Below are 21,363 nucleotides of genomic sequence, written 5' to 3'. Positions count from 1 at the left end.
TTCCACTTCGGCGAGGAAGCCTGCGGCGAAGAAGTCGGCCCCTGCGAAGAAGTCGGCGGCCAGGAAATCCCCTCCGGCCAAGAAGTCCACCGCGAAGAAGACCACGTCGTCGAAGCGGACAGCTTCCAAGCGCACCGATCGCCGGAGGTAGTGAGTCATGGCCAGGAAGAAAGAAGAGCCCGACGCTCCGGAGGAGTCGGCCGCTGATCGGCTCAAGGAGGAACTAGCGAAGTTCGCGAGCGCCCAGGTACAGAAGCTCGTGGACAAGGCCGGCGGCAAACTGACCGACGTCACCGAGCAGTTGAGCGGAATCGTGGAGAACGGTGGTGTGCTGCCAGGGGCGGGCGCGCGCATTCTGCAGGGAGATTCACCCGTGAAGGCTCTGGTCTCCGAGAAGGCGAAGGGCGTCAAGGACACGGTTGTGGACAAGGCGAAGGACACGTTCGGCGGAGGCAAGGACAAGGGCAAAGGCAAGGGCAAGTCCGGCGGTGGCAAGTCCATGAACATCGTCGAGGTCCTGGACGTCGGAGTGCCCCTGCGGACCGCGTACGACGCCTGGACCCAGTACGAGGAGTTCAGCAGCTTCGCCAAGGGTGTGCAGGACGTCTCGAAGAGCGAAGAGACCCTCAGCGACTGGAAGGTCAAGATCGGTCCCTCCGCACGCAGCTTCAAGGCCACCGTGCAGGAACAGGTTCCCGACGACCGCATCGTCTGGACGTCGGAGGGCCCCAAGGGCACGACGCGTGGCGCTGTCAGCTTCCACGAACTGGCCCCGAGTCTGACGCGCATCGTGCTCGTCGTCGAGTACTACCCGTCCGGGTTCTTCGAGAAGACGGGCAACCTCTGGCGCGTGCAGGGCCGACGCATCCGGCTGGACTTCAAGCACTTCCAGCGCTACGTCACCCTCAGCGAGGACGAGCCGGAGGGCTGGCGTGGAGAGATCCGCGACGGCGAGGTGGTCGTCTCCCACGAGGACGCCGTGGCCGAGGAGGAATCCGAGGACGAACAGGAGCCGGACGAGGGAGATGAGCCGGAGGACGAGTCGGAGGACGAGGAGTACGACGACGAAGCCTACGAAGACGGCGACGAAGACGAGGAACCGGAAGAAGACGGCGACGAAGACGAGTACGAAGACGAGTACGAAGACGACGAAGGCGACGAGGAGTCGGACGAACCCGAGGACGACGAGTCGGACGACGACGAAGAGGAGGAGGAACCGGACGAGGAGGAGCCTCCGGCTCGTCGGCGTCGAGGGCGGCGGGCTTCACGGTGAGCAGTGTCGACTTCCGGCAGGCGGGGCAGCCGACGCCAGGGCCGCAGACCACCAACCTCGCCGACATCCTCGAACGCGTCCTCGACAAGGGCATCGTCATCGCCGGGGACATCAAGATCGACCTCCTGGACATCGAGCTGCTCACGATCCGGCTCCGACTCTTCGTGGCATCCGTCGACACCGCGAAGAAGGCCGGCATCGACTGGTGGGAGACCGACCCCGCACTGAGTTCCCGGGCGCGCCGCCATGCGTTGGAGGACGAGAACCGTGAACTGCGCGATCGTCTGGAGGCACTCGAAGCCCCCGCGGACGACTCCGCGGGTCGAGACGTGACCAAGGAACGGAACGAGACGTGACCAAGGAAGACGAGTACACATGACACACTCGGGCGCGACGGCTTCTGATTCCGGTGCCACCTATGTGTTCGCGGTCTGCCGGGACGGCGGTTCCCACGGGGCGAGTGTCAGTGGTCTGCCGGGCATGCCCGACGGTGGAACCGTCCGGGTCCTGCCGGCCGGGGCACTGTCGGCGGTCGTCCAGACGGTCCCCGCGGCCGACTACACGGATGACGTCTGGCAGACGCGCTTGACCGACCGGCAGGCGTTGGAGACGTACGCACGGGCGCACCACGCAGTGGTGTCCGCCGTCTCGGCGGGTGGCGCCACGGTTCCCCTGCCCCTCGCCACGCTGTACCACGACGACGGGAGGGTCCGTCGAACCCTGACCGAGGAAGCGGGTCGATTCCACACGGCGCTGCGGCGCGTTGCACAACACTCCGAATGGGGGGTGAAGGTGTACGCGGTCGACGAGCCGGTCTCCGCCCCGAGCAGGCCGACTCCGGCGGCCGGACGGGCACCCATCGCTCCCGGAGCGGGCCTGGCCTATCTGAACCGGAAGCGTGGCATCCAGGAGCGTCGTGAGCGTCGGAGGGAACAGGCCCTGCACATCGCGGAGTCCGTGGACGCCGAACTACAGCAGCTCGCTGCCGCGTCCCGAAAGCTCCGCTCCGCCCTCCCGGACGACCAGGACCCCCGCCGGGTACAGGTGCTCAACGCCACGTATCTGGTCGCCGAACACCGGGCGGCCGAGTTCGCCGCACTGGCCGGCGTACTGGAAGAACGTACGGGCACTCGGATCGAGCTCTCCGGGCCGTGGGTTCCCTACTCCTTCGTCAGTGAGGTGTGACCGCAGTGGCGCGTGACGTGGTGCCGTGGGACGGCTCCGAACCACTGAGCGGACCCATCGGGGTGCCGCTCGTCGACCTGTTGGACCGGGTGCTGGCCACCGGGGTGGTGATCAGTGGGGATCTGGTCATCGCCATCGCGGACGTGCCTCTCGTACGGCTGTCGCTGCACGCGCTGCTGTCGTCGGTCAGCGAGCGGGTCCCGGCGCCCTGGGCCGATGGTGGGCCGCTGTGACGGGTTCACGGGTGGACGTGCGTTCCGAGGAGATGGGGCGTGACCTCGTTGCGTTGGTCCTCACCGTGGTCGAACTCCTACGGCAGTTGATGGAACGACAGGCCATCCGACGGGTGGAACAGGGAGATCTGAGCGCCGAGCAGGTTGAGGAGATCGGGACCACCCTCATGCTGCTCGACGAACGGATGGCCGAACTGTGTGCGCAGCACGGAGTGCGCCCGGAGGACCTGAATCTGGATCTCGGCCCCCTCGGTTCACTGCTGCCACGTCACTGACGGTCGGCCTCCGTACACGGTGTGCGGAGCGTTCCCCATGGCGGATGGTTTCCTGCGGGCGCACAGTGGGATGGGGGCCATCCGGGGCGTGCACAGCCCCTGTCGCAGCAAGCGTCTGTGAGGCAGTCATGGTTGACATCGAAGGCGGGACCACGGCCACTGACCGGAAGGCCGAACCTTCCGCCCGCGGCAAGACCACCATCGCGGACTCCGTCATCGCGACCATCGCCGGGATCGCGATCCGCGAGACCGAGGGCGTGCATTCCATCGGCCGCGGTGCAACGAAGGCGGTCGGGGCCGTTACGGGACGACTCTCCGGGTCGTCCGGGGCCGGACGCGGCGTCAAGGTCGAGGTGGGCGAGAAGCAGACCGCGATGGACGTCGACGTCGAGGTGGAGTACGGCATCCCGATCCATGAACTCGCCGATCAGATCAGGGTCCACGCGACGGACGCGGTGGAGACGATGACGGGTCTGGAGGTCGTCGAAATCAACATCAACGTCTTTGACGTGCATGTTCCGGGCGACGATGACGGGGACGGTTCCTCCGGTGGCGGCTCGGACGGCGGGTCAGGCTCCCGGGTGCAGTGAACCCGGGAGCGGGTATCGCGTGGTGGTGGACGTCTACTTCTCGGCCGCTGGGCGGACCTCACCGCAGGTGCGGCGGGCACATTCCGTGACCATGTCACGCAGATTTCCCGTCCGGGCCAGCAGTTCGCGCTGAGCCCGGGCGCCGGTGCCCTTCTTCAGCAGTTCGGCCAGGGCGTCCTGAGCGGGCACGAGGTCACCACTGTCCTCCAGCGCTTCCCGGGCGTGGTCGAACAGGGCGCGCACCACCGTCTCAGCGGGGGCGCCGCGCATGGTGAGCGGATGGAGCAACTGGCCCTCCAGTCCTGACCTGGCGGCTCGCCAGGAGGCCAGTCGCAGCAACTCGACGCGGTGGCGGGGAGGCGGAAGTCCTGCCTGCCACTGCCGTGCGGCCGTTTCCACCAGGGCGCGGACCAGTGTGGCGACGAGCACCGTGGTGGAGGAATCCAGACAGACGTCTGCGACGCGGATCTCGACCGTGGGATAGGTGTGGGAGAGCCGGGCGTCGAAGTAGATCATCCCCTCGTCCAGCAGCGTACCGGTGTTGATCATGTCCTGTACCTGCTCGTGGTACCGATCCGCCGAGCCGAAGACCTCCACCGGCCCCGCCGAGGGCCAACGCCCCCACACGCGGTTCCGATAGCTGCTGTACCCGCTGTCCTGCCCCTGCCAGAACGGTGAGTTCGCACTGAGCGCCAGCAGAACGGCCAGCCAGGGGCGGACACGGTCGAGGACCGCGACTCCCTCCTCATCGGATTCGACCGAAACATGTACGTGGCAGCCACAGGTGAGCTGTTCCTGTGTGGTCAGCCCGAAATGCTCTTCCAACCACCGATGCCGCTCGTCGAACCCGAGGGAGGGGCTGACCGGCAGCGGAGACGTCCCGAGCGCTGCGACCGTCGCCCCGTGCCGTTCCGCATGCCTGGACGCCTCGGCCCGGCAGCGATCGATCTCCCGCGCCAGTTCGCTCATGTCCGTCTGCGGCCGGGTGGCGAACTCGACCTGCTGACGGTGCAACTCCGCCTCGAACACCTCGTCGCGGTCGTCCGATTCCCGACGAGCGGCGGCCAGCACCGCCGTTGCCAGCGCCCGTGGCTCACCGCTGGTGGCATCCACGAGGAGGAGCTCCTCCTCCACGCCCACACTCCGCACCATCAACGCTCTCCGCCCTACTCAGCCGCTGCCACTGTGAGTAGCGGATCGGACACACTGCCCTCGATCGGCGCCGGTCCGGGCGGCCCTACCGCCGCACCTGCCGCTCCTTCCGGTTGCCCGGCCACAACGCCCCTATGCGTGGGCCCTCCTCCCAGTGTGGACAGTGGGCCGGACAACGTCCGCCCGGGGCCGGTCGAACACTGTGGGGAGGCCGCGGTGAGTGGGGGGCCCTACGCTGGGCATACGGGTCCACGAACTCCCCGACGAGTTGCTGGAGGACTCATGGCAGTGCGTCATCGGCTGATCCGGAGACCGCCCGCGGCGGTGTGGGCCGTGCTTGCCGATGGATCTCGCTACGGAGAGTGGGTGGTCGGTCCGGACGAGTCCCGACAGGACGGGAGCGACTGGCCGGGCCTCGGCTCGACGATCGAGTACACCGTCAGCTTGGGTCCGTGGTCCGGAACCGGGAAAACGATCGTCCGTGATGTGGAGCCACCCCGCCGCATCGAGCTGGAGGCCGACAGCGGACGCCTGGGGACCGCCCGGATCGCGATCGAAATACGTCCCTGGGGCGAAGACGCCCTGGTCATCGTGGATGAGCACCCCCTGCGCGGCCCCGGTGGGCACCTGCACAACGCAGCGCTCGACGCACTGCTCCAGCTGCGGCACCGCCGTATGCTCCGCAGGCTCGCCGACGTCGTCGAGGGGACGCCCCGATCCACGGGTGAGGCAACCCGGACACACCGGGGGTCCTCGTCCCGCGCATGAGGACAGCTGACCGGGAGGCAGTGATGCTGGACGCGGTGGTGATCGGCGCCGGCCCCAACGGGCTCGTCGCGGCGAATCTGCTGGCGGACGCCGGCTGGAGCGTCGAGGTCCTGGAGGCGCAACCGGAACCCGGTGGCGCCGTACGCAGCGACAGGGGAGTCCACCCGGACTTCGTGAGCGATCTCTTCAGCGCCTTCTATCCCATGGCCGCGGCCTCCCCGGTCCTGGCGAAGCTCGGGCTTTCCGACTACGGCTTGCAGTGGGCGCATGCGCCCCGAGTTCTCGCGCATCCCCTGGCCGACGGCCGGTGCGCGGTCCTGGAACGCCACCAGGACCACACGGCCGCCTGACTGGAGGCGTTCGCCGAAGGCGACGGCGCCGCCTGGCAGAACCTGTGTGCCGTCTGGAAGCGACTCGAACCGGACATACTCGGCTCACTGTTCACCCCCTTCCCGCCGGTGCGCTCCGCCGCCCGACTGGCCGCCAGGCTCCGGGGCGCGGGCGGCCTGCGGCTGGCCCGGACCATGCTCCTGCCCGTCCGCAGACTGGGCGAGGAGGAGTTCCGCGGTGAGGCGGGCCGACTGCTGCTCGCGGGCAATGCGCTGCACGCCGATCTCGCCCCGGAGGCGGCGGGCAGCGGCGGCTTCGGCTGGCTGATGTCCATGCTCGGTCAGACCCACGGCTTTCCCGCACCCGTCGGTGGTGCGGGGGCACTCACGGCGGCCTTGGTCGCGCGGCTGCACGATCGAGGTGGTGTGGTGCGCTGTGGCGAACGCGTCGTGGAGATCGTCGTTCGCGGTGGCCGGGCGGTGGCCGTACGCACCGAGGGCGGGGAAACGGTGCAGGCCGGGCGGGCAGTGCTGGCGGACGTGTCCGTACCCGCTCTCTACGGCGGCCTGGTCGACTCCCGTCATCTGCCCGGCCAACTGCTCGCCGATCTCCAACGGTTCCAATGGGACTTCGCCACCTTCAAGGTCGACTGGGCGCTCAACGGACCCGTGCCGTGGACCGCCGAACAGGCGCGCACTGCGGGTACCGTCCACGTCGCCGACGGCATGGACGGCCTCACCCTCTTCGCCGGACAGTTGGCGATGGACCGGATCCCCGCTCGGCCGTTCGCCCTGGTGGGCCAGATGACGACAGCCGACGTCACCCGCTCGCCCGCGGGCACCGAATCGGCATGGGCCTACACGCACGTCCCGCACCGGCCCAAGGGCGACGCCGGAGACGACGGGCTCACCGGCACCTGGGACCAGGGGCAGCAGAACACCATGGCGGACCGCATCGAGGCACAGATCGAGCGGTACGCACCGGGGTTCCGCTCCCGCATCGCAGCCCGTCGCATCCTCGCCCCGCCCACCCTGGAGGCGATGAACTCCAATCTGCGCCGCGGTGCGATCAACGGCGGCACCACCGCGCTGCACCAACAACTCCTGTTCCGTCCGGTCCCGGGCACCGGACGGCCGGAGACCCCGGTCAAGGGCCTCTACCTCGCCTCTGCCGGAGCCCACCCCGGCGGCGGGGTCCATGGCGCTCCCGGCGCCAACGCGGCCCGTGCCGCATTGCGGAAACGATCCCCCAGCAGCCTTCTCACCCGTACGCAGCGCGCACTCTCCCACCGGAACCGCTCGGGCGCCCCCAACCCCACCGAGCCCGGATAGCCCCCCGCCCACGGCTTCCCACAGGGCCTGACAGAAAGTCAGTGCGCGAGTTCACGGCCCCGTCTACGGGGGAGTGTCCGAAGGGCGCTGGCCCCGCAGACGGTCAAGGCGTCGGATGACGGGGCTGGCGGTCGCACCGTGCAGCAGGACCGACAGCATCACGGTGAAGGCGGTGAGCGCCCACAACTGGTCGGCGAGCCCGCCGAAGTCGTCCTGCCCCAGCGCATAGGCGAGGTAGAAGAGGGAGCCGATGCCCCGCAGGCCGAACACGGAGGTGACGATGCGTTCCCGGGGCCCGGCGGCGAATCCGTACTGGGCGACCCAGCCCGTGACGGGACGGACGACCAGGAGCAGCAGAACGCCGACGAGAGCGGCCTGCCAGGTGAGGTGGCGAAAGCCGCCGGTGACGGCGTAGCACCCGAGGAGGAAGAGGAGCCCGGCGGTCAGCAGCCGTTCGACCTGCTCGGTGAAGCCGTGGAGCACGGTGTGGTAGCCGTGGCTGCGTTCGGCGGCGCGCATCGCGCACGCGGTGACGAAGACGGCCAGAAAGCCATAGCCGTAGAGGAGTTCGGCCACACCGTACGAGAGGAAGGTGGCGGCGAGCGCCACGAAGCCTTCCATGTGCTCGGAAAGACGGAAGGCCGATGTCCTGGCCCGGAAGAACATCCACCCGAGCAGACGTCCGCTCGCCAGCCCCACCACCGCGCCGACCACGCCCTTGAACAGCACGTCGACGGCGAACCACCGCATCCACTCCCCGTCGGACCACACCCCGCCCGCCGCCGCGAGGACCGTCGCGGCGAGCACGAACGGAAACGCGAGCCCGTCGTTGAGACCGGCCTCCGCGGTGAGCGTGAACCGTACTTCGTCCTCGTCGTGCTCGTCGCCGCTCGGTTCACCCACCCGCACCTCGGCCGCCAACACCGGATCCGTGGGCGCGAGCAGCGCTCCCACCAGCAACACCGTCGCCGCAGGCCAGCCCAGGAGCACCCAGGTCAGCGCGGCGGTCACGGCGACGGTCAGGGGCAGGGTGATCCCGACCAGCCGCCACGGCCCGGCCCAGGCCCGCAGGCCGAACGGCCGGTTAAGGGCGAGCCCTGCGCCCATGAGCGAGACGATCACACAGAGTTCGGCCAGGTGCTCGACCCAGAGACGGTCCTGCACGGGGTCGATACGAGGCAGCCCGACCGGCAACAAGGCGACGGCCACACCAGCCGCAAGGAAGACCATGGGCATCGACAACGGCCGCCGCGAAACCAACCGCGGCAACACGGCAGCGGCAAGCACCCCGACGCCCAGAGCGGCATACACGACATCGGATGGGGTCACCCTCACCGCCCTCTCGACAGGGCCCGACTCGCCCGATGGACTCTCCCCGGTCAAGTAGCGACTTCCCGGCGGGGGCGCGATCAGTCGGCGATGTCGACGCCGTATCCGCGTGCGAGGGCGTCGAGGCCGTGGTCGTAGCCCTGGCCGACGGCGCGTAGGCGCCAGATCGGACCCCTGCGGTAGATCTCCGCGAGGAGCATGGTGCGTTCGGTGGTGGCGGCGTCCAGGGTGGCCCGGGCGTGAGGTGCCCCGCTGCTGCCGGAGGCCGCACCGATCTGGATCGCGCCGACCGCCCCGAAGGTCGCGACGCCGTCGATGGCCGCGGCGATGACCACCTTGCGCGTGGCGGGCGGCAGAGAAGCCAGATCCAGGGCGATGGTCTGTTCGGCAGGGCCGCCGGTCAGCAGCCGCACGCTCCCGGTCGGGCTCTCCGGAGCTCCGTAGAAGACGAAGTCCTCGTCATAGGCCACTTGTTCGTCCTCATCGAGAAGGAAGGCGACGACATCGATCTCGTAGTCGGTCTGTGGTGCCCAGCCGGCGGTCACATACCACTTTGGTGTGCGCCTGCCGTTGGCCACGGGCAGATCGACGACTCCGCCCCTCGGCATCACGAGCGGCTCCTGAGGCCGGAACGCCGATCTGGTGAGGGAAGCGGCGGTGGGAGCGGTCAACCAGTGGAGGTCGTGCACGGGGAGTTCGAGGGTGGTGATGCGTCTGATGCGTCGATCACCTTCGCCCCCTTCCAACAGCACGACGTCGGTGACGCTGGCGGACAGATTGACGGCCGCCGAGCCACCGAGTTCGACGACACGGGTACGAGCAGCCGCAGCAACGGCATGGACACCCCCGAGTACCAGCACCCGCCGTCCGGCCAGGGGCCTGTCCGGGCTTGCGGCGACCGGCCTCGACCGGCGCGGAGCAGGTACCGGCAAGCTGGGGGAGGCCGCAGGGAGGGGCGCTGTTTCCGCGGCGGGCGCGGCAAGGGGAGCGGCTGGCACCGGCTCTACGGGCGCAAGGACTGCTTCCGCTCCCGACTGATCCACCGGAGTGACCACGGTGGCCGTCGCTTCGTGCGCCGTCCCCGGCCGCACTTCGGCCAACAGCGCCAGGAAGGTGTGCTCGTCGACGATCGGAACGCCTTCGGCGAGCGCACGTCGTGCCTTCGCCGAATCGGATGCCGGTTCATTGGTGACCAACACACTGGTGTGTCGACTCACGGAGCTCATCATGTTGAGCCCGGCGGCAACGGCCCGTCCCGTCAACTCTGCTCGTGCGTGGGCGGTCTCACCGGTGATGGCGACCTTCATCCCCTGCCGGAGCGGTCCGCCTGGTGCCAGCCGCCCAGGATTGCGGTAGGCACAGGGGGTCTTCGGCGGCTTGGGCGAGAACTGCGATTCGGCCCGGGGCGGGCACAGGACCAGGGGCAAGGGCAGATCGAGCTGGGCTGCCTCGCGCAGTGACGCCCGCAGGATGCCGGCGAGCACCCGGGTGTCGTCCAGCGCATCATGAGCGTGTTGTTGGGGTACGCCGTAGTGGGCGGCGAGGGTGCCGAGCTTCATGTCGTCCGTCGGCGGGTCCACCTGGCGGTTCAACGTCAGAGTGCACAGTCGTTGTGAAACCGGCAGCCACATGCGGGCACGGGCGAACTCGTGTGCCAGGAAGTCGTAGTCGAACTGGGCGTTGTGGGCGACCAGAACCCGGTCCTGGAGCATCGCCCCGATCCGACCGGCGACCTGCTCGAAGGTCGGCGCACCCTGTAAGCGCTCCACGGTCAGTCCGTGTACCTCAACCGGTCCCGGATCACAGCCGGGATTGAGCAACGTCGAGAATTCCCCGATCTGTTCGCCGTCCGGACCGATCGTGATGACTGCTATGGACAGCACCCGGTCCCGTCGGGCCATGAGTCCTGAGGTTTCCACATCGACGAGGGCCCAATCGTGGGCGTAGTCGCCGAGTGAGGACAAGTCGAAGGAGGAGACGAGACTCATGTCGCCAAGGATGAGCCGAAATGCACCTCTCCTTCAACCTGTATGACGATTTGCCCTCGCACGGAATACGATGACCGGACGATCGTGTTGCCTGCTGTCGCATGCCGAGGGACCGCTGTATGCACACCACACTGCGTACGCACGCGTGGGTCACCCGATGCCGACGGTGTCGGGTGAGCCCCTGCCTGGGTGCGTACTCCTGGAATCGACCCGTGATCTTTCATCACGCGCGAACCCGACCACCTTCGGGCGGCAGTCCACCCTTGCCGGGAGATACACCGGTCAGCGTCGTCGAAGTGGACGGCACGGAAGCCTCGCCGGCCCGGCACCAGCCGAGGGCGCTCTTCCCGTACGAACGGCTCCGACCCAATGGCATCAGACTGAACGACTCCGTACCCACGACTCCGTACAACCACCGGCGACCTTTCCCGATGTGCCCGGATCAACAGGGCTTCCCCGGGTCGCGGTCCGGCTGAACCGCCGTACCCGGTCTCGATCACTTCAAGATCATCCGGCCGGGTCAAGCCAGTGCCCAGAGGGCCCCGACGTTTCAGGGCTATCTGGCTGATATAGCATCCCGGAATGCGATATGTGCGGATTATAGGGGGCATCGTGGTTTTGTGAGACCAGAAGATCACCCAACAGAGCAGATTCCGTCTTCCCCCACCGTCCTTCAGCGCGCGACTGCGATGTTTGACGCACCGTCAGAGTCGAGTACGCCAAGGGATTGCCGGCATGTATGACGACGCGCTGCCCAGGACCGGGCTGGCCATCACCATCGGAGGGGTGACGGTGGGCCTGTCCTGGCTCATCGGCATCGGGCTGTTGGTGGTGGTGATCGGCATCCTCGTGATCCGGTACTGGCGGCGACGTGAGAACGCGTAAGGCGTGTGCGTGGGCGGTCGTCATCATGACGGCCGCTCTGATCATCGCCTTCCACTGGCAGGTGGGGAACACGACCTGGGACGTCACCGGGGTGTTCTACATCGCCGTCGCGGCGACGCTGATGTGGATGCTCGGTTCCTCCGCGCGACGGCGCTCGTTCGCGCATCTCCCGGTTGCCGAAGGTCGCGTCGTGGTCGTCGTGCCGGCCTACAACGAGCGCCCCGACCTGCTCCATGCGTGCGTCCGGTCCTTGGTGGCGCAGACGAGACCGCCAGAGCGGATCATCGTCGTGGACGACGGATCCGATACGCCGGTCGAGCCCCTCGACCTGGCGGGCGTGGTGTGGATACGGCAGGGCAACACCGGCAAGAGGGGTGCCCAGATGGCCGGGTTGGCACATGTCGACGCTGCCGAGTGGGCCGATTTCGTGGTGACGGTGGACAGTGACAGTGTCGTCGCACCGGACGGGATCGAACAGTTGCTCCGCGCCCTGTCCGATCCGGTGGTTCAGGCCGCGACCAGTGCTTCGTGCCTTGTGCTCAACCGCACCGAGTCGCTCTGGACACGGGTGCAGGATCTGGAGATCAACCTCAGCAATATGGTGATGCGCCGGGCCCGGTCCTCGATCGGTGCGGTGGTGCCCACTTCTGGGGCGTTCGCGATCTACCGGGCGGGCATCCTCTGGGACAACGCCGAGGACTACCTGACGGAGGGCACCTTCGGTGACGATCGACGGCTGTCCCACTACTCACTACAGCGCGGCCAGGTGGTCGCCGTCGATGAGGCCGTGGTGCAGTTCGAGATGCCGTCCACCTACCGAGGGACCTTTAAGCAGCGGACCCGCTGGTTCAAGGGATACATGCGGTATCTGCCCTGGGAGATCCGGAACTTCACCGGTTGGCCACTTGCGCTGCGGTGCTGGAATCTGACACTGGTGGTGCTGTATCCGCTGATCGTTGGTTATGTGCTCGTAGCCATTCCGCTGTTGGGCGGCCAGGTGTACTGGCAGATGATCGTGTACTGGTTGGTTCTCCTGTACATGCAGACGTCGTTGTACCTCGAACGGCCCGAGATGACGTTCCGCTTGCGCTTGATGCTGTGGCTGCTGCTCACGCCGGTGCTGTTGGCCTATCAGATGATGGTGATCCGACCGGCGATGTACTACGCGGCGACACAGACGCGCAGGATGGGCTGGGCCACCCGGGGTGCGATGGTGTGACACTGCTGACGACCCCTGCGACCGGTCGTCACCTGCCCCGATCAACGAGATCAGCCGGCCCCGCGGTCCGAAGGTGCCCGGCTCTGCCGCTCGGGAGGGGCCGGAGGTGTTCTCCACTTCCGCCGCACCCGAGGAGCTTGCCGATACTGCACCATTTATGGTCATGTGTCCGTCATGGTTCAGGAAGGCGTAAGTGGCCCGTCCCAGCTGACGGTGATTTCTGATGCATCGTCAGACTCGGGTGTCGATGGTCGAGTCCTACGCGTTCTGATCGCGGGCCAGGGCTATGTGGGGCTCCCCCTGGCCATGGCCGCGGTGCAGGCGGGGCACCAGGTCGTCGCCTACGAACCCGACCGCGAGCGTTGCCGGCGGCTGAGGGAAGCGGACTCCTACGTCGAGGACGTTCCGTGCCGGCAGCTGAGAACCGCGCTCGCCAGCAGACGCTACTTTCCCGTATCCGACCCGGTGGCGCTGAACCCCGGATGGGACGTTGCGGTCATCGCCGTACCGACACCGCTCAGGGACGGAATGCCGGACCTCGGCCATGTCCGCGCGGCCGGCTCCCTACTGGCGCGCGGTCTGATCCGTGGGCAGGCCCAGACCGTGGTCCTGGAGTCCACCACCCACCCCGGCACCACGCGCAACGTCCTCATCCCCCTCCTGGAGGAGGCGTCCGGACTCACCGCGGGTGAGGACTTCCACGCCGGCTACAGCCCCGAACGGATCGACCCCGGTAACCGGGAGTGGACGTTCGCCAACACCCCCAAGGTGATCTCCGGTCTGACACCGGACTGTGTCGCACGGGTCCGCGCCTTCTACCGGACCGTCACCGCAACCGTGCACGAAGCGGGAACCCTGGAGAGCGCGGAACTGGCGAAGATCTTGGAGAACACCTTCCGACACGTCAACATCGCCCTGGTCAACGAGCTGGCCCGCTTCGCCCACACCCTCGACATCGACCTGTGGGACGCACTGCGACTGGCAGAGACCAAGCCCTTCGGCTACATGAAGTTCACCCCCGGCCCCGGAGTGGGCGGCCACTGCCTGCCCGTCGACCCCGTCTACCTCAGCCATCACGTCAGAACAACACTGGGCGAGTCGTTCCGCTTCGTCGAACTCGCTCAGGACATCAACGAGCAGCAACCCGCCTATGTGGTGCGGCGCCTTCAGGACGGCCTCAATGCCCGCGGGAAGCCGCTCAAGGGCTCGACGATCGCCGCCCTCGGGCTGTCCTACAAGCCTGGCAGCTCCGATGTACGGCAGAGCCCCGCCCGTGTCGCCATCGACATCCTGCGGGCCAAGGGGGCCGTCGTCACCGTTGTCGACCCGCACGCGGCGGCGACCGAGCCCGGTGTCCTCGGCGAGATGGATCCCGCCGGCGACTACGACGCCGTGCTCATCCTCACCGCCCACCCCGAGTTCGACCTCGGCAAGGTGGTTGCCGAGGCCCCCTATGTGCTCGACACCCGTGGTGTCGCACCGGCCGGCTCCTCCGTCGAGCGCCTGTGACATCGGCCGTACGAGGCTTCCGAGACCTTTCCCCTGCCCGGCGGCACGTGCCGTCGGGCAGAGGGGGCAAGCTAGAGCACGGCGACGGTGAACCACGTGTCGGCGTAGTAGCCGGCGTTGTACGTGTAGACCGTGATCGACCTCGGGTCGCGACCGCAGGTGCCGGTCGGCGCGCGGCGGACGTCGAGGGTGGTCTGTCTACCGCTGTTGGGCGTCGCCAGGACCACCGCGTTCCGCAAGGAGACGCTGCTGTTCACCTTGACGCAGTAGCGCCCCTTCGCGACGCGCTGGGACGACACGACGTTCTTGCCCGAAAGGAGAGTGCCGGCGGCACTGACCTTGGCAGCCGCGCGGGCATTGGGGGCGTCCAGATCGGCGGCCGCTGCTGATGTGGCGGTCAGGGGCAGTGCGGCCACTGCGCCGACCGCGACGGCCAGCGAGATACGTCTTCTCAACGACACGGAGACTCCTTCTGGTTGTATGCCAACCGGTGAGGGGAGGTGGGCGAAGGCTGTGGCGAGAGAGCTCGCCGTGCACCTTTCCCGATAATGTGATCTTGACCGGATACTGCACCGGCCTAGGCACGGTGACCGCGCCTTTCACCTCGGATCGACCGCACTTCACCCGGTCAGCGGCGCGCCCGCAACTCCCTGCTCGGATGTCCGGACGGTGTGCTGCTGTGGTCATTGCGCGCGGTGGGGGCTGTACGGGTTGTCCGCATGGGACGGACGGGTGGTTCCCACCGATGGGTGTGGGCGGGTCGAATCCAGCAACCCGCCCCGGGCGGTGGGATGCGTGATCATGCAGACAGAGAGCGGCGAGAGTGCCGTGTTCGAGGAGTTGACGGCTGGGAGTGCCGCGCCCGGTCGGGCCCGTAGGAGGGGCCGGTGGTGGCGTGGTGCCCTGGTGGGCGTGTGTGCGGCGGTGTTGCCGCTGTCGCTTGCGGGGGGCGTGGTACCAGCGCAGGCGGAGGAGCGTGTGGCGCGGGCTGCGGCGACGCTCCGGTTGTGTGCGGACCGGAGTGTGGACGGAGGTCCGTTCTCGACGGGGGACGTCAGCACGGAGCAGCCGCTTCCCCCGGGTCACACCACGTACATGGCGGTCTATGACGCGGGGGTGTCGCCGGGGGAGTTCGTCGACGAGATCTACGCCGGGATGTCGGGGGTGCCGAGTCAGCGGCAGGTGGCCGCGAATCTCGACACCCCCGACGGGCTTCTGGACCCGTCGAGTCCGGAGTTGCTCGGCGGGCAGTTGTACGAGGTGGAGGGGGGTTCGTGCACCGATGTCACGGTGGACTCCACCCACACCTACTACGTGGTCCAGTACGAGCGGGACTATGACTCCAACGGGAATCTGCTCGGGTACCGGGACCTGACCCAGTTCGGCATCGGTCCGGACTGGTCGTTGGGCTACTGGATCGGCGGCGGATTTCCCGCCGGGTCGCACTTCGACGACTCGGGGCTGTATGTCACCGCGTCCGGTGAGCGGGCCTACTTCTCCGGCGGCCGGGGTGGCTACCTGGGCAATGGCAAGATCCTGCCGATCACCGTGGACGCGGGCGGCACCGTCACGGTGACCACCATCACCAAGCACTTCTCCATGACGGCGATCAAGCAACTGGCCCCGGGTTCGGCCGGTTCGGTGGCCGGTCGGACGATCCTGTTCACCAACAAGAACCTCGGTGGTTCGGTGGGCGGGGTCGGGGGCGTGTGCTGCACCGCGATCTACGCCTCTCAGACCGGTACGGACGGCACCGCCTACAACACGGACCCGCTCGCGGGCTGGCAGTTGACCGCGTACGAGTACATCACCCCGGCGGAGTGGGCGGCCGGGTACCGGCTCCAGTCGACGTCGCAGAATGGCGTCGCGCAGTTGGTGACCTACATCCCCGTCACCCAGGCCCTCAAGGACGCGCTGCTGGCCTGGCCCTACCTCCAGGAGTACGACCGCGCACTGATCGCGGCCACCGAGGTCGGCGGGTTCTTCGCGGGCGGCGGCGCCACGCTCAACGACTCCAACGGTGGCGCGTACCGTGCGGCGCCGGTGACGTTCACCAACACCACCGGGGTGACACCGCCGATCACCGGTGCGGTCACCGTGGTCAAGCAGGACGACGAGAGCGGCGACCCGCTCGCGGGGGCGACCTTCCAACTGTGGCAGGAGAGCAACGGCACCCCCGGCCTCCAGACGGGCGGCAACGACCCCGACACCCAGATCGGCCTGCCCTGCACCACCGGAACCAACGGCATCTGCACCGCGACCGTGGAGACGGGCATCTACTACTGGCGCGAGACCGAAGCCCCCGACGGCTACCAACTCCCCGCCGATCCGGTCTTCGGCCCCCTTGTGCTGACCGCCGCCAACGCCGCGCAGGGTGTCACGGTCACTGCGGACGACACCGCGATTCCGCCCACCCCGGTCACCGGTGACGTAACCGTGGTGAAGGTGGACGACGAGACCGGTGCCAAGCTGGCCGGCGCGGTCTTCCAACTGTGGGAGGAGACCAACGGTGTGACCGGGCTTCAGACCACCGGCGCCAATCCCGACACCCGCATCGGCACGCCCTGTCTGACCGACACCCAGGGCGAATGCACCCGGACGGTGGAGACGGGCACCTACTACTGGCGCGAGACCATCGCACCGCCTGGCTTCACCCTCCCGGCCAACCCCGTCTTCGGGCCGCTGGTCCTCACTGAGGCGAACGCCTCGCAGGGTGTGACCGTCACCGCCCGCGACACCGCGATTCCGCCCACCCCGGTCACCGGTGACGTGACCGTGGTGAAGGTCGACGCCGACAGCGGTGACCCGCTCGCGGGCGCCGTGTTCGAGTTGTGGGAGGAGACCAACGGAGTCCTCGGACTCCAAACCGGCGGTGCCAACCCCGACACCCGTGTCAACGGCTCCTGCACCACCGGAGCCAACGGGCAGTGCACCCGCACCGTGGAGACGGGCACCTACTACTGGCGCGAAACCGCCGCACCCGCCGGCTACGACCTCCCGGCCGACCCCGTCTTCGGCCCGCTCCCGCTGACCCAGGTCAACGCCTCCGACGGCATCACCATCACCGCCCGCAACACCAAGACCCCGACCAACGGCAAGATCACCCTCCACAAGAAGGACGACAAGAACGGCCGCCCCCTCGCCGGCGCGGTCTTCGAACTCTGGCGCGAGACCAACAACGTCGCCGGCCTCCAAACCACCGGAACCGACCCCGACACCGAGATCGGCAACGGCTGCTCCACCGACACCAGCGGTGAGTGCGTCTTCAGCGGCCTGCCCGTCGGCCGGTACTACCTCCTGGAAACCGCGGTTCCCGAGGGCTATGTCCTGCCCGACGACCGGGTCTTCGGCCCGTACACCCTCACCGTGGACAACGCCGCCGACGGCCTCGAAATCGAGATCACCAACAAGCGCGGCGAACCCGGCAAGGGCAAGGGCGGCAAGGACTGATCACCTGACCCACACCTCCGCCTGACCGAGGGCGCGGACCCGGCACACCCGCCGGGTCCGCGCCCTCATCCGTTCAGGGGACCGTTTCAGTTCGTCCTGCGGCGACCGCGGCCGAAGAGCAGGGCACCCATGGCGAACACGGCGGCGCCCCCTGCCCACATCACGGCGCCTGCCAGCGGAGAGTCGGCGGGCTGTGCCTCGGCGGAGACGGGCGCGGGCGCGTGCTCGTCCCCGCCGTGCCCGGCGTGGCTGACGGTCGAGCGTGATGCGCCCGCGTCGATCTTCGCCTCGGTCGGAGCCTTGGCCACGGACGCCGTGGACGCCGTCGCCGTACCGAAGACGACATCCGAGCAACCGTAGAACGCCTCGGTGCTGTCGTGGCGCTGCCAGACCTTATAGACGATATGGCGGCCCGTGCGGGCGGGGAGGGCGCCGGTGAACCGGTAGTAGCCGTCGTCCTTGACGCGCGGGGTGGAGTACGTACCCACCGGAGTCGGGTCCAGATCCGACCACTTCAGCGGCTTCGTCGGGTCGAAGCCCTGCTTGGTGATGTACATCGTCATCGTGCCCAGATGCGCGGCGGTGATCCGCACGTTGAAGTCATAGGCACCCGCAGTTACCGCCGTGGCGGGCCAGTCGGTACGGGCCCAGTCCAGGGCGCGGTACTTCTGGCGGTTGGCGGAGCAGAGCTTGCCGTCGGGGATGATCTGCTGGTGCCTGCCGTCGGCATTGGCGATGTTCACCTCGTTCCAGTCGTACAGCGGCTGGGTCCCCGAGTCGGCGACGAGGTCCTTGCAGACCTGGGACTTCGGGTTCTCGGGGCCTTCGGCGAAGCAGGCGCTCACCCGGCTGACCGGACCGAAGACGGAACCGTGCGCGGTCGCGGGGGAGGGCATCAGGGACAGGAAGGTCGCCGTGGACAAGACGGCGGAGGCTGCGGCCAGACGGCGGCGGGTGGCAGACATGACGGCTCACTCTCGTACGCGTAGGGGACGTCCGGAGGTTCTTGGCAACACCGGCCCGTGCGTGGGGCGTTGGGGCGGTGCTCTGCTCCAGCAGGATCGCATTGGTACATACCAATAGCAAGGGTGTTCGCACGGGCTGCGATGGGGCTTCCCCTGGCCGGAAGCAAGCGTGACCTGGGCCGTCCAAGGCCCGGGAGCGGCGCTGAATCACCAGCGATCCACGCCGTTCCATCACGTGAACGGGGCCTCCGTCACCGTCGTGTCGGTTGGACCCGGCAGATGCGTGCATGGCCAGTACGCGCCCCCCAGCGTGAGTGCTCTATGGCCTTCGAATCCGGCCCCGGAGACATGACGTCGAACACCGTGCGCGCCTCGTGCCCCCTGAAGCCGGCTCTTCGCACACCGTCCCCGTGAAACGAGCCCATCGGTGGACGCGCAAACGTTCGAGTAATCCCGAATCGGCTTAGAACCCAGAAAAGAGGCTGATTTCCCTCTATGCAGTCCTGAGTGGGCACAGCACAATCCCCGGTACCGATTCCCCGGCCGTCGCCGCGAAGTCCATCCATCCACGCACCGGCGCGACCCGGCGCCCGGGAGTGAGACCGCATCATCGTGGCCGCTCCCGCCGACGGGACGCCCCGCGTGACCGGAGGTGTCTCATGACCACCAGCCACGAGGTTTCCATCCCGGTCCTCGACAGCGACGGAGGTGACCGGCTGTACGAGCAGATCGAGGAACTCCGCGCCACCGGGCCCGCCGTGCGGGTCCGGCTGCCCCAGAACGTCATCGCCTGGTCCGTCACGCGCGGCGATGTCGTCAGGCGGCTGGTCACCCATCCCGATGTCACCAGGGACGCCCGTGGCGCCTGGACCGGCTACCAGCCGGGCGCCGTGCCCTGGCTCTCCCCCTGGGTCGACGTCCGCTCCATGGCCACCTCCGAGGGTGCCGAGCACACCCGGTTACGGAGGCTGATCGGTCCCGCTTTCACACCGCGGCGTATGGAGTCTCTGCGGCCCTCGATCGAGTCCATCGTCACCGACCTCCTGGACGGTCTGGAGGCCCTGGAGGACGGCGCGGCAGTGGATCTGCGGGCGCACTTCGCGCACGGTGTGCCGACCCGTGTGATCTGCGATCTCTTCGGCGTTCCCGAGGACCAACGCCCCGCCATGCTCGCCGCCGTCGATGCGATCCTGGCCACCGATGTCCCCCAGGAGGAGTCGGCACGGATCACGAGCGAGCTGATCGCCGTCATGCACCGTCTCGTGGAGGCGAAGCGGCGGGAGCCCGGCGATGACATGACCAGTCTGCTGCTCACCGCCCATGAGGGGGACCGGCTCACCGAGACGGAGCTGATCTCCACCCTGGTCCTGATGATCGGCGCCGGGAGCCAGACCACGATCGCACTGATCGGAAACGCCGTCCGGTCGCTTCTCACCCACCGTCAGCAACTGAGCGCGACCCTGGCCGAGCCCGCCCGCTGGGCCGATGTAGTCGAGGAGACCCTGCGGCTCCACCCGCCGGTCGTCCACCTTCCGCTGCGGTTCGCGATCCGTGACATCGATCTCGGCGAGGGCGTCACCATAGCGGCAGGGGAGGCCATCCTCATCGGGTTCGGGGCGCACGGCCGCGACCCTTCGTTCCACGACACCGCACACGGCTTCAAGATCGACCGCGTGGACAGGGACCATATGGCCTTCGGCCACGGCATCCACTACTGTCTCGGCGCCCCGCTCGCCCGGCTGGAGGCCACCATCGCGCTGCCCGCCCTGTTCGACCGGTTCCCGGACATCGACCTTGCGGACGAGGGGAACGCTCCGGACCCGCAACCCTCGTTCATCGGCAATGACGTCCTCGCCCTGCCCGTCCTACTGCGCCCGACGGGCCGCGCCGCGCGGTGAGCCGACCATTCCGGTAAACGTGGGCCGTCCATCCATCGCGGGCGGTTCACCCGGTCAGGCGTGCGGCCACGGTCGACGACATCATCCCAAGCGGGACAGGGATCAGACACCTCGCGGCGTGCGGCCGACGTCGCTGTGCCGCCCGGCCTGCCCGGAACGACCGGACCGGAACGGGAGCCCACACTGTGGTGAACCCGTGCCGGCCCTCCGTGTCGGTGTGATGGGATCCCCATCCATCGACAAAGGCGTCAACGTCCGGTCCATGCCGGGTCGGTGTTCTCGACTGTCCGTACGATGCCGTCGATCAGGCGGGCGTAGGGATTCAGACCGCTCAGTTCTGCCGCGCTGGTGACAACGCCGAGGAAGGCCCTGCGTACCGGGTTTCCTTCGTGCACGGGCAGGGCGTGGGTGCCCCGGAAGACCCTGTCGATGTCCAAGTAGAGACGTTCGTCGGTGCTGTCCGCCGGGTCGAGGGACTCGTCTCCGGTGACCACGACGGCCTGATGCCAGATCCGCTCCAGCAGCCTCCTGAGCTGTGCGGTGACCTGGCGGCATCCGGGGCGGTTGGGTACGACTGCGTCGATGACCGCGTCGAAGACCTCGCACCAGCCTGCGGCGAGATCGTGTACCTGCGCGGGTTGGGCGGCCTGATTGCCCGCAGCGAGGACCGCGCGTAGTGCCGTGAGGCATCGTTCTCCGGCAGGTGTGCCTGGCGGGATGCCCGCTTCAGCGGACCTGCGAAGGGCTCGTTTGGCCAAGCGCTCCACTTCGTCGGCGGGGTCGGTGTCGTAGCGCCAGAGCGGCTGCCAGTCGGATGCGTGCAGGGTGTTGCCGGGCATCATCGTCAACGAGGCGACGGGCTTCAGGCGCTGTCCGGGCGCCGGCCATGCGAAGGCCTCCGATACGGGCCCCCCTGGCCGCCTATCTCACGGACGACCCGGCCGCGCTCCTGGCCCGGCTCGGATCGAAACGCTTTGTCAGGA

General features: G+C 68.2%; 18 protein-coding genes and 1 pseudogene. 13 read left to right on the top strand and 6 right to left on the bottom strand.

Features of this window, described 5'->3' with window-relative positions:
* Positions 1-157: 157 nt before the first annotated feature.
* The 6 genes from ABZ348_RS13160 (at position 158) to ABZ348_RS13135 (ending at position 3,556) form a co-directional block, all read left to right on the top strand.
* Entirely contained in the window at positions 158-1,273 is a 1,116-nt protein-coding gene (locus ABZ348_RS13160) for an SRPBCC family protein (protein WP_358932341.1), read from the top strand.
* Positions 1,270-1,629, top strand: coding sequence for a gas vesicle protein (locus ABZ348_RS13155; RefSeq protein WP_358932339.1), 360 nt, complete (start codon positions 1,270-1,272; stop codon positions 1,627-1,629). The genes ABZ348_RS13160 and ABZ348_RS13155 overlap by 4 nt, the downstream gene beginning before the upstream one ends.
* A gap of 19 nt (positions 1,630-1,648) precedes the next feature.
* Complete coding sequence (locus tag ABZ348_RS13150) at positions 1,649-2,458, top strand: GvpL/GvpF family gas vesicle protein (RefSeq protein ID WP_358932337.1); 810 nt, start codon at positions 1,649-1,651, stop codon at positions 2,456-2,458.
* A gap of 5 nt (positions 2,459-2,463) precedes the next feature.
* Positions 2,464-2,691, top strand: a complete 228-nt coding sequence (locus tag ABZ348_RS13145) for a gas vesicle protein (protein ID WP_358932335.1) — start codon at positions 2,464-2,466, stop codon at positions 2,689-2,691.
* Positions 2,688-2,966, top strand: coding sequence for a gas vesicle protein K (locus tag ABZ348_RS13140; protein WP_358932333.1), 279 nt, complete (start codon positions 2,688-2,690; stop codon positions 2,964-2,966). The genes ABZ348_RS13145 and ABZ348_RS13140 overlap by 4 nt, the downstream gene beginning before the upstream one ends.
* Positions 2,967-3,094: 128 nt before the next feature.
* Complete coding sequence (locus ABZ348_RS13135; protein WP_358932331.1) at positions 3,095-3,556, top strand: Asp23/Gls24 family envelope stress response protein; 462 nt, start codon at positions 3,095-3,097, stop codon at positions 3,554-3,556.
* A gap of 33 nt (positions 3,557-3,589) precedes the next feature.
* Here ABZ348_RS13135 and ABZ348_RS13130 read toward each other — a convergent pair whose 3' ends face one another.
* Complete coding sequence (locus tag ABZ348_RS13130; RefSeq protein ID WP_358932329.1) at positions 3,590-4,708, bottom strand: glutamate--cysteine ligase; 1,119 nt, start codon at positions 4,706-4,708, stop codon at positions 3,590-3,592.
* Between the two features lie 282 nt (positions 4,709-4,990).
* Here ABZ348_RS13130 and ABZ348_RS13125 point away from each other — a divergent pair, with 282 nt between their 5' ends.
* Together ABZ348_RS13125 and ABZ348_RS13120 are read left to right on the top strand one after the other, a co-directional pair.
* Positions 4,991-5,476: an SRPBCC family protein gene (locus ABZ348_RS13125; protein WP_358932327.1), complete on the top strand. Its 486-nt coding sequence runs from the start codon at positions 4,991-4,993 to the stop codon at positions 5,474-5,476.
* Positions 5,477-5,499: 23 nt separating this feature from the next.
* A pseudogene (locus tag ABZ348_RS13120) lies at positions 5,500-7,137 on the top strand (NAD(P)/FAD-dependent oxidoreductase).
* A gap of 63 nt (positions 7,138-7,200) precedes the next feature.
* Here the strand turns inward: ABZ348_RS13120 and ABZ348_RS13115 are convergent.
* Both ABZ348_RS13115 and ABZ348_RS13110 read right to left on the bottom strand, forming a co-directional pair.
* On the bottom strand, positions 7,201-8,466 hold the full coding sequence (locus tag ABZ348_RS13115) for a cation:proton antiporter (protein ID WP_358932325.1): 1,266 nt from the start codon (positions 8,464-8,466) through the stop codon (positions 7,201-7,203).
* An 80-nt stretch (positions 8,467-8,546) separates the two neighbouring features.
* Positions 8,547-10,454: a TerD family protein gene (locus ABZ348_RS13110; protein WP_358932323.1), complete on the bottom strand. Its 1,908-nt coding sequence runs from the start codon at positions 10,452-10,454 to the stop codon at positions 8,547-8,549.
* 735 nt (positions 10,455-11,189) lie between these two features.
* On the opposite strand from ABZ348_RS13110, the gene ABZ348_RS13105 reads away from it, so the two are divergent.
* The 3 genes from ABZ348_RS13105 (at position 11,190) to ABZ348_RS13095 (ending at position 14,067) form a co-directional block, all read left to right on the top strand.
* Positions 11,190-11,339, top strand: a complete 150-nt coding sequence (locus ABZ348_RS13105) for a hypothetical protein (RefSeq protein WP_358882005.1) — start codon at positions 11,190-11,192, stop codon at positions 11,337-11,339.
* A 25-nt stretch (positions 11,340-11,364) separates the two neighbouring features.
* Positions 11,365-12,558, top strand: coding sequence for a glycosyltransferase family 2 protein (locus ABZ348_RS13100; protein ID WP_358932322.1), 1,194 nt, complete (start codon positions 11,365-11,367; stop codon positions 12,556-12,558).
* Positions 12,559-12,774: 216 nt separating this feature from the next.
* Positions 12,775-14,067, top strand: a complete 1,293-nt coding sequence (locus ABZ348_RS13095) for a nucleotide sugar dehydrogenase (protein WP_358932599.1) — start codon at positions 12,775-12,777, stop codon at positions 14,065-14,067.
* 71 nt (positions 14,068-14,138) lie between these two features.
* Here the strand turns inward: ABZ348_RS13095 and ABZ348_RS13090 are convergent, their stop codons facing one another.
* Positions 14,139-14,528: a hypothetical protein gene (locus tag ABZ348_RS13090; RefSeq protein WP_358932320.1), complete on the bottom strand. Its 390-nt coding sequence runs from the start codon at positions 14,526-14,528 to the stop codon at positions 14,139-14,141.
* Positions 14,529-15,162: 634 nt separating this feature from the next.
* Here ABZ348_RS13090 and ABZ348_RS13085 point away from each other — a divergent pair.
* Positions 15,163-17,517 (top strand): SpaA isopeptide-forming pilin-related protein, encoded by a 2,355-nt coding sequence (locus ABZ348_RS13085; RefSeq protein WP_358932318.1) that lies wholly within the window; start codon positions 15,163-15,165, stop codon positions 17,515-17,517.
* 86 nt (positions 17,518-17,603) lie between these two features.
* On the opposite strand, the gene ABZ348_RS13080 is transcribed toward ABZ348_RS13085, so the two are convergent.
* Positions 17,604-18,482, bottom strand: coding sequence for a lytic polysaccharide monooxygenase (locus ABZ348_RS13080; RefSeq protein WP_358932316.1), 879 nt, complete (start codon positions 18,480-18,482; stop codon positions 17,604-17,606).
* Between the two features lie 659 nt (positions 18,483-19,141).
* On the opposite strand from ABZ348_RS13080, the gene ABZ348_RS13075 reads away from it, so the two are divergent.
* Complete coding sequence (locus tag ABZ348_RS13075; protein ID WP_358932314.1) at positions 19,142-20,380, top strand: cytochrome P450; 1,239 nt, start codon at positions 19,142-19,144, stop codon at positions 20,378-20,380.
* Positions 20,381-20,628: 248 nt separating this feature from the next.
* Here ABZ348_RS13075 and ABZ348_RS13070 read toward each other — a convergent pair whose 3' ends face one another.
* Complete coding sequence (locus ABZ348_RS13070) at positions 20,629-21,228, bottom strand: hypothetical protein (RefSeq protein WP_358932312.1); 600 nt, start codon at positions 21,226-21,228, stop codon at positions 20,629-20,631.
* Positions 21,229-21,363 lie beyond the last annotated feature (135 nt).

The organism is Streptomyces sp. NPDC005963, assembly GCF_040638655.1.
Lineage (GTDB): Bacteria > Actinomycetota > Actinomycetes > Streptomycetales > Streptomycetaceae > Streptomyces.
This window is presented reverse-complemented; position numbering and strand designations above follow the sequence as displayed.